This window comes from Microcoleus sp. T3_B1 (genome assembly GCF_036700445.1).
GTDB lineage: Bacteria > Cyanobacteriota > Cyanobacteriia > Cyanobacteriales > Microcoleaceae > Microcoleus.
Map to the genome: position 1 here is coordinate 1 of NZ_JAUBOX010000156.1, position 7,052 is coordinate 7,052.

The window sequence follows — 7,052 nt, forward strand, 5'->3', positions numbered from 1 at the left end:
TGATGTTAGACAGGCTATGCCTGCAATTGCTGTTTGAGCTTAGAATCCCCTCGCCTGAAGGCCCGGGAGTATGTCAAAGTAAATTTTCAAAACTGTATAGCAGATGTTGAAGGAAGAAGGAACAAGGAAGACCGAAGTTGTAATCGACCGCCAGGGTTTCAACTAAGAACATCCTAACCGTCTGGCGCGGTTGCTGTAAAATATCCCACCCAAAAAAAGCCGCTTTTCGACCTCAAATTGTGCTTTTTGCCCGCAGTCCCCAAACAGGAGAAAAGGCTGAGATTGTTTGTCGATGACTCGATCGAACAATCTGCACAAAATCAGTAACTTTGGGTACACCTGGGTAGAAATTAACTTTCATTTGCCAGCCCCTCCCTCAGAAGTGGCAGACTTAAGAAAAAAGTGCTCCCCTCCCCCACAACGCTCTCCACCCACATCCGCCCCCCGTGCTGCTGCACGATACTGCGACAAATAGCCAGCCCCAAACCAGTACCTCCCTTCTGGCGAGAATCAGAAGCATCAACTTGTTGAAAGCGTTCAAAGACCATCTCCAGTTTGTCTGACGGAATACCCCGCCCTTGGTCTTTCACAGCAATCACGATGTACCACGAACTCGGAACTGGCAAATGCGGAGGCGCGGCTGCAGGCTCAGGAGACAACAAAGACGGAGACGACACCGACTTGGGCGCTGCTTTTTCTGCCAAATCGGGATTGTGGGTCAACTCCCCGCTCAGCCAAACCGTAGCGCCGGAGGGAGAAAATTTTATAGCATTACTGAGTAAATTTGTCAAGGCTTGAATTAGCCGATCGGGAACAGCTTGCAATTGCGCCGCCACAGGCTTCACCGACAGAGTAACTCCCGCCTGCTGAGCCATTCCCTGCATCTCGTCAGCCGCCTGCAACATCAGGTCAGCCACATTGCAAGTTTGTTTGATGGCAGTGCTGTAACTCGACTCCATCCGCTCTAAATCTAGGATGTCGTTGACCAAGCGCACCAAACGGTCAGTGTTAGTGACAGCAATCTCCAGCATCCGCTTAGCTTTCTGGGGGTAAGCGTCCAGCAGGCCGCTGTTGAGGAGGCCGAGGGCGCCGTGAATCGAGGTCATCGGCGTCCGCAGTTCGTGGCTGACAACAGAGATGAATTCATCTTTCATGCGCTCGACGGCAAGCCGCTCCGTGATATCTTTAAAAGTCACCACAGCTCCAATAATTTCGCCTTGTTCTCGCATCGGAGCGACAACGTACTCAACCGGAAAACTGCTGCCGTCTCGCCGCCAAAAAATCTCATCGGTGACGCGCCGCGCCTCTCCGTCTTCCAAGGTGGCTAAAATTTGAGAACTTACCCGCTTCGGCAGCAGTTTGCCCGCCTGCGGTGCGGCGCAGTGTGGGACAAGTTCAGAGCCTGAATTGATGTCTGTTGCAGGTGACAGTTGCTTGATCGCCCTCGAGCATTCTTGCTGTGAACGGTGTAAGCTTTCATAGAGTGGTCGATCGATCAATTGCTTCGATTCGCACCCAGCCATTCTCACAGCCGCAGGATTGACAAAAGTTACTTTTCCCTGTTTGTTCAACCCGCAAATTCCTTCTCCTGCGGAGAACAAAATCATTTCTGTTTGGTGGCGGAGTTGTTCAAAGGCTTTTTCGACTCGCTTGCTGTCGCTGATGTCGCGAGAGATTGTCGAAACGCCCGTTACCGCTCCAGTCGCGTCTTTAATCGGAGAAATCGTCAGGGACACATCTATCTGTTGGCCATCTTTCCGCAAGTGCACGGTTTCGTAATGGTCGATGGTGGCTCCAGCCCTAATATTTTCCAATATTTGAGGCATTTCCTTGGGGCGTTCGGGTATGGCTAAAATCTCGATCGACTGCCCCTTGATTTCCGCCGCACAGTAGCCGTAAATCTTCTCTGCTCCTGCGTTCCAGCTCTGAATTGTCCCCGTGAGAGTTTTGCCGACGATGCCGTCGTCGGAAGACTCGACAATCGACGCCAAGCGCACGAGTTCGTCTCTAGTTTGCTTGTATTCCGTGATGTCGCGGCCCAAAATCACGATACTTTTGCGTCTGCCGTCGGGGTGAAATACGGGTACTTTAATCACGTCGTAGATTTTCACAGTACCGTCCGATCGGGGAATCATTTCTTCCCCCCTAGAAAGCTTACCTTTTGCCCACGCTTCTCGATCGCTGACCTCGCACGCCTGTAGCGCCTCGCGGTAAAAAATGCTGAGTTCTCCTAGCTGAAAATCTTTAAGGCCGCGGTAGTCTATTTTTTCTAGCTCGAACACTTCCAATATCGCTTGATTTGCCTCCTGCCACCTGCCCTCGCCATCTTTGAAGCAGACAATATCTGGCATGGCATTCATCAGCGAGTCGAGATAGGAGTTTTCTCGCGCTGCAGCTTCTACCTCGGCCCGCTTGGCGATTTCCCGTTGCAGGTTTTCGTTTGCCGTTTGCAGCGAGTCCTTTAACAAACTTTCTGTAAAAGTCTGTTCTTTAATTATTTCCTGAAGTCTGTGGAGTTCTAGCGACTGCCGCCTGCGCGCCAACAAATTCTCTACCCGCAAGTGCAGTTGGGCGGGTTCGGCGGGAGTTACTATCCAATCGTCTATTCTGCCTTCGAGTTGTTTTGCCTGCTGCGACAATGGCTGCTCAGAAAGAGCAGGCGTTTGGGATTGACTAACAAGCAAGAACGGTAAAAATATCGGCTCGGCGGCAGTTTTTAATGATTCTACCAGCGGCCCGATGCGATCGAAATTTGCCTCGTCGAGAATGCACAAGTCAAAAGCGATTGGGGGAATGGGAAATTCGGAGTTGGGATTTAAAGCGCGATCGAGTACGATCACCTCATGCTCGGTGTTGAGGTGGGCGATCGGCAAATTAAGTTGTTGGTGGCGATCGACCAATAGTAAAATGCGGCTCATTAGTTTTTTTATTTCCCCATGACTAATGATATGATCTCCGGTAAATTAACCATTGTATGTTTGGTATTCAGGAATTTAGTCCTCTTTTTTATGAAGGATGAAGCCCTCACGACGAACAAATTTTCTAGCCCTCGATCGACCGGACGCGAGCGAAATTATCAAGGCATTAGGTAGCCAGAGTAGAAGCCCCAATTTAATAAAATTGGATAATTATTTAATTTTTTGTTGGTTCAAAAAATGACTGTTGACTAATGACTAATGACTAATTCAGGGGGCGGGTTTATATGTATTTGGGTTAACCGTTCTATGAAAGCTGGTAAAACCCGCCCCTACAGCCCAATGACTAATGACTAATGACTAAGGACTGTTGACTAATTCAGAGGGCGGGTTTATATGTATTTGGGTTAACCGTTCTATGAAAGCTGGTAAAACCCGCAACCCGCCCCTACAGCCTAATGACTAATGACTAATGACTAATGACTTTTTACGGCATTCCGATCGGAATAAAAGCATCTTCCGGCATACAGGTAGAGTAACGCTGCCCTTCCGATAAAACTGCAATCAGCCTCATCTGCCAGTCGGGCATAATCTGCAAATCCGCCCAGGGCACTGCTACCTCCAAACATTTATCCAATCCCACTTGGGCCCGGCTGAGGCGGGGCTGCCACTCATCGCCCTCTCCTGCTTCGTGAAACGCAATCGATTTCGTCAGCAAATTAATCTCTAACTGATGGTGGAATCGGTAGTTTAGCGGTGCTTCGTCGGGCAAACCCGACAGCGGAATCAGACTGTTTTTCATCGTGCGATCGGGATAAAACCAGAACAAATTTAACTCTGGAGGGCAATCAATTCCCGGCCGCACCCCTACCTTGAAGTCGGCGCGAATGTAAAAATTCAAGTGGTCAACCCCGTACCAAAGCCGCTGAATTGCCGAACTCCGGTGCATCGTACCCCTTGCTCCCCCAACTTCAATGCGACCGGCTTTGTCCCAATCCTGTTCGTTGCCGATACCGTCAATCACCGGGTGAATAAAGCTCAGCGGCTGGTGGTCGCCTTGAACCTCGTGTACCTCTACTTGCCGTCGCACTTCCGGGGGTACGGGCTCGCCAAGAGCGTCGTAAATCGCCGCTACGTGTTCGCGAAATAGCTGGTCGAACATGGCATCTTGGTTCGACGTGTGGCCTTCGCCAAACCACCAGAACCAGTCGGAACCTTCGGCCGCATAAAGCGCTTCCCAAGCTTCTGGGTTGCTTTCTTCTGTGGCTTCTGGATGGTTTGCCAGCATTTGTCTAGCGGGCCCTAACAAGTCCCAAGCGCGATTTTTCGCAGGATCGCCGATCCAAGTTGTGAGGGAACCGTCCACCCAGGAACCAGTGTGCAGTTGGGCTGCGGGAATTGTTTCGGTTGCTGGGAATTGGTCGAGAAATTCTGAGACTGTGACTAATTTGATATCTGGATTATCGCTGAGAGTTTGATAGAGGGATTCTAAGAACGGTTTGCCGTCTTGGGGATAGAATTCCCAGCAATTTTCGCCGTCTAGGGCGATCGTAACTAACCAGGGATTTTCTAAAGCTGTTTGGCCCTCGGACTGTCGGTTTTTGAGAGTTCTGCCGATCGCTTCTAAGTGTCCCACTAAATCTGATGCTGCTTTTTCCGGTTCCATCGAACCGTAGGTAAACCCGATCAAGTCGGACAATCTGTGGTCTCTAAATACTATGGCTAAATCGCCGTCAGGAGTTTCTAAACGGTAAGGGCGATATAACAATTCTGGTTCGTAGACATTCCCTGTCGCGTCGCGGTTGAAAAAGTGTTTAATTGTCCACCCCAATACTGCTTCGTCCGAGACTATCCATTTAAAGCCTTGTTTGGCAATGTAGGGCAAAATTTCCGGGCTGACTGCTTGTTCCGACGGCCACAAACCGCGCGGTTGGCAATCAAACCGGTCTTGATACATTTCCCAGGATTTTCTCAGGTGTCGGGGAATATCTTCTTCCCACTGAAACCGGTGTTGTGGCAGCGTCATGTTTGGAATAGCTATGCGGCCGCCATTAGTGTCGGCAAGCAGCGGTAAAATCGGGTGCGTGTAGGGGGTTGTGGAGACTTCCAACTGTCCCTCAGCTTGCATTTTACGGTGCTGGGGAATGATGCGAGCGAGGATTTCTTTTTGTTTTGAGTAGATGTTTTTTCTGTCTACCAAACTAAAATTTTGTCCTTGTTTCAGCCACCCTGCAATATCGGCGTCGTCCCAAAACAGCGGGTCAATCCAAGCTAAATTGTGCCAAGCCAGCAAGTCGCTAAAATCCTGCAATTTCCAGTTTTCCAAACACCACTGAATGCCTTTTTCCTGCCGCTGAGTGTAGAGTTGAGCGTAGCGGGGGTGTGGCTGAATCAGGGTGTGGTAATTGGCGTCAAAGAAGTGTTCTAAAATGAACTCTTGTTCTTCGATATTTAAAGTTTCTGCTGGCTTCAGAGTTACCGCCAAGTAAGGGTCTAATGCTCGGTCTGCTATGCAGTCTTCTATCTGCAAAATCAAGGAGGGAACCAGGTTTACGGTTTGATGCAGTTTAGGATATTTTGCCAGGAGGAGCACTAAATCCAAGTAGTCTTTGACTCCGTGCAAGCGCACCCAAGGCAGTCGATAGTGACCTTGGAGGTCAAAGTTTCTGGACTGCAATACGGGCGAGTTTGATCTGGAACTGGTGTCTGATCCGACCGTAGATGCCCTCGATTTATACAAAGGCTGGTGCTGGTGCCAAATAAAGGCGACGTAGAGAGGGTGTGACATTGGTAATGAGTAATTATTAATCAGGTAGTTAGCCGTTGTGCAACTTTCAGATAAATTCCACTGTGTTCCCTAACATAAAGTTTATGATGTCTTTGTTAAATAGACTGTAACACTGTAACTATGTTATCTAAGATCCACAGATTTAGGGTACGGCGAGTTGCAGACCAGCATTGTGCTGATCGTTGCACACATCAGCTAATTAGCAGCACTGTTGAGGTCTAAAATCGAGAAGTCTCACCATCAATGGCTCAACAATAGATAGGCCTGCGTTTTTTGTGTCAGCAGGTGAGCTGCTAAAAGCAACTGATACCAAAACCTCGCTCAAAAGTCTGCTCTTTCGGTTTCCCTTACGCCAAATTTATTATGTCATCAGTTAAACAGCTTGCTGTCCGGGGGGCAGTGTGGACGATTGCTAGCTATGGGATCAGTCAGGTGCTGCGGTTAGGCAGTAACCTGATCCTGACTCGCCTGCTAGTACCGGAAATGTTTGGTCTTATGAGTCTCGTCTACGTATTCATCACGGCTGTGCACCTGTTCTCAGACCTTGGTATCGGTACTAGCGTCATCCAGAACAAGCGCGCGGAAGAGCCAGATTTTCTCGAACACTGCCTGGACTTTGCAGGTCTGTCGCGGCGTGATTCTTTGGTTCTGTACGCTTTTGCTGGCCTGGCCAATTGCCCAGTTATACCAACAGCCTCAGTTCCCCTGGTTAATCCCTGTGGTGGGTTTGGGGACGGTGATCTCCGGGTTCAATTCAACTTCGGTGTTCACGCTCAACCGGAATATGGCTTTTCGTCAGCTAGCAATTTTTGAGTTGTCGGGACAGTCGATCGGGATTGTGGTAATGATTGTTTGGGCGTGGTTCAGTCCGACCATCTGGGCCATATTGATGGGATCCTTTGCGTCACAAATTCTGCAATTGGTCTGGAGCCACTATTGGAATTCTGGTTCGCCTAACCGCTTGATATGGAATCAAGAGGTAGTTCACAGAAATTCTTTCTTTTGGAAAGTTGATATTTGTTTCAACGGCTTTAACATTTTTTGCAGAGCAAGCCGATCGGCTGATTCTGGGAAAATTACTGACATTGGATGTGTTGGGCGTTTACGGCGTTGCTCTTACGCTTGCTGACATACCGCGCTCTATCACTTTAGCCCTCAGTGGCAAGGTGATGTTTCCGGCTATTTCCAAGTTGGTTGACCAGCCTCGCGACATACTTCGCGCTAAGATCCTCAAAAATCGCCAACCGATCCTGATCGCATGCGCGGTTGGCTTAAGTAGTCAAACAAAATTAATTACACAAACAACTAATATGATATAATAAAAAATATCAAGTTGTGTTCAAAGAGGT

General features: G+C 49.0%; 4 protein-coding genes and 1 pseudogene. 3 read left to right on the forward strand and 2 right to left on the reverse strand.

Annotated features, from left to right (window positions below; genetic code table 11):
- Positions 1-350: 350 nt before the first annotated feature.
- Together QT990_RS35025 and QT990_RS35030 are read right to left on the reverse strand one after the other, a co-directional pair.
- On the reverse strand, positions 351-2,918 hold the full coding sequence (locus tag QT990_RS35025; RefSeq protein ID WP_333466363.1) for a PAS domain S-box protein: 2,568 nt from the start codon (positions 2,916-2,918) through the stop codon (positions 351-353).
- Between the two features lie 484 nt (positions 2,919-3,402).
- Positions 3,403-5,703, reverse strand: coding sequence for a glycoside hydrolase (locus QT990_RS35030; RefSeq protein WP_333142464.1), 2,301 nt, complete (start codon positions 5,701-5,703; stop codon positions 3,403-3,405).
- A 363-nt stretch (positions 5,704-6,066) separates the two neighbouring features.
- Here QT990_RS35030 and QT990_RS35035 point away from each other — a divergent pair.
- The 3 genes and pseudogenes from QT990_RS35035 to QT990_RS35045 all read left to right on the forward strand — a co-directional run.
- Positions 6,067-6,231 (forward strand): annotated as a pseudogene (locus QT990_RS35035) (oligosaccharide flippase family protein); the annotation flags it as partial.
- Positions 6,232-6,337: 106 nt separating this feature from the next.
- Positions 6,338-6,832 (forward strand): oligosaccharide flippase family protein, encoded by a 495-nt coding sequence (locus QT990_RS35040; protein ID WP_333142465.1) that lies wholly within the window; start codon positions 6,338-6,340, stop codon positions 6,830-6,832.
- Positions 6,714-7,022 (forward strand): oligosaccharide flippase family protein, encoded by a 309-nt coding sequence (locus QT990_RS35045; protein WP_333142466.1) that lies wholly within the window; start codon positions 6,714-6,716, stop codon positions 7,020-7,022. The genes QT990_RS35040 and QT990_RS35045 overlap by 119 nt, the downstream gene beginning before the upstream one ends.
- Positions 7,023-7,052: the final 30 nt, after the last annotated feature.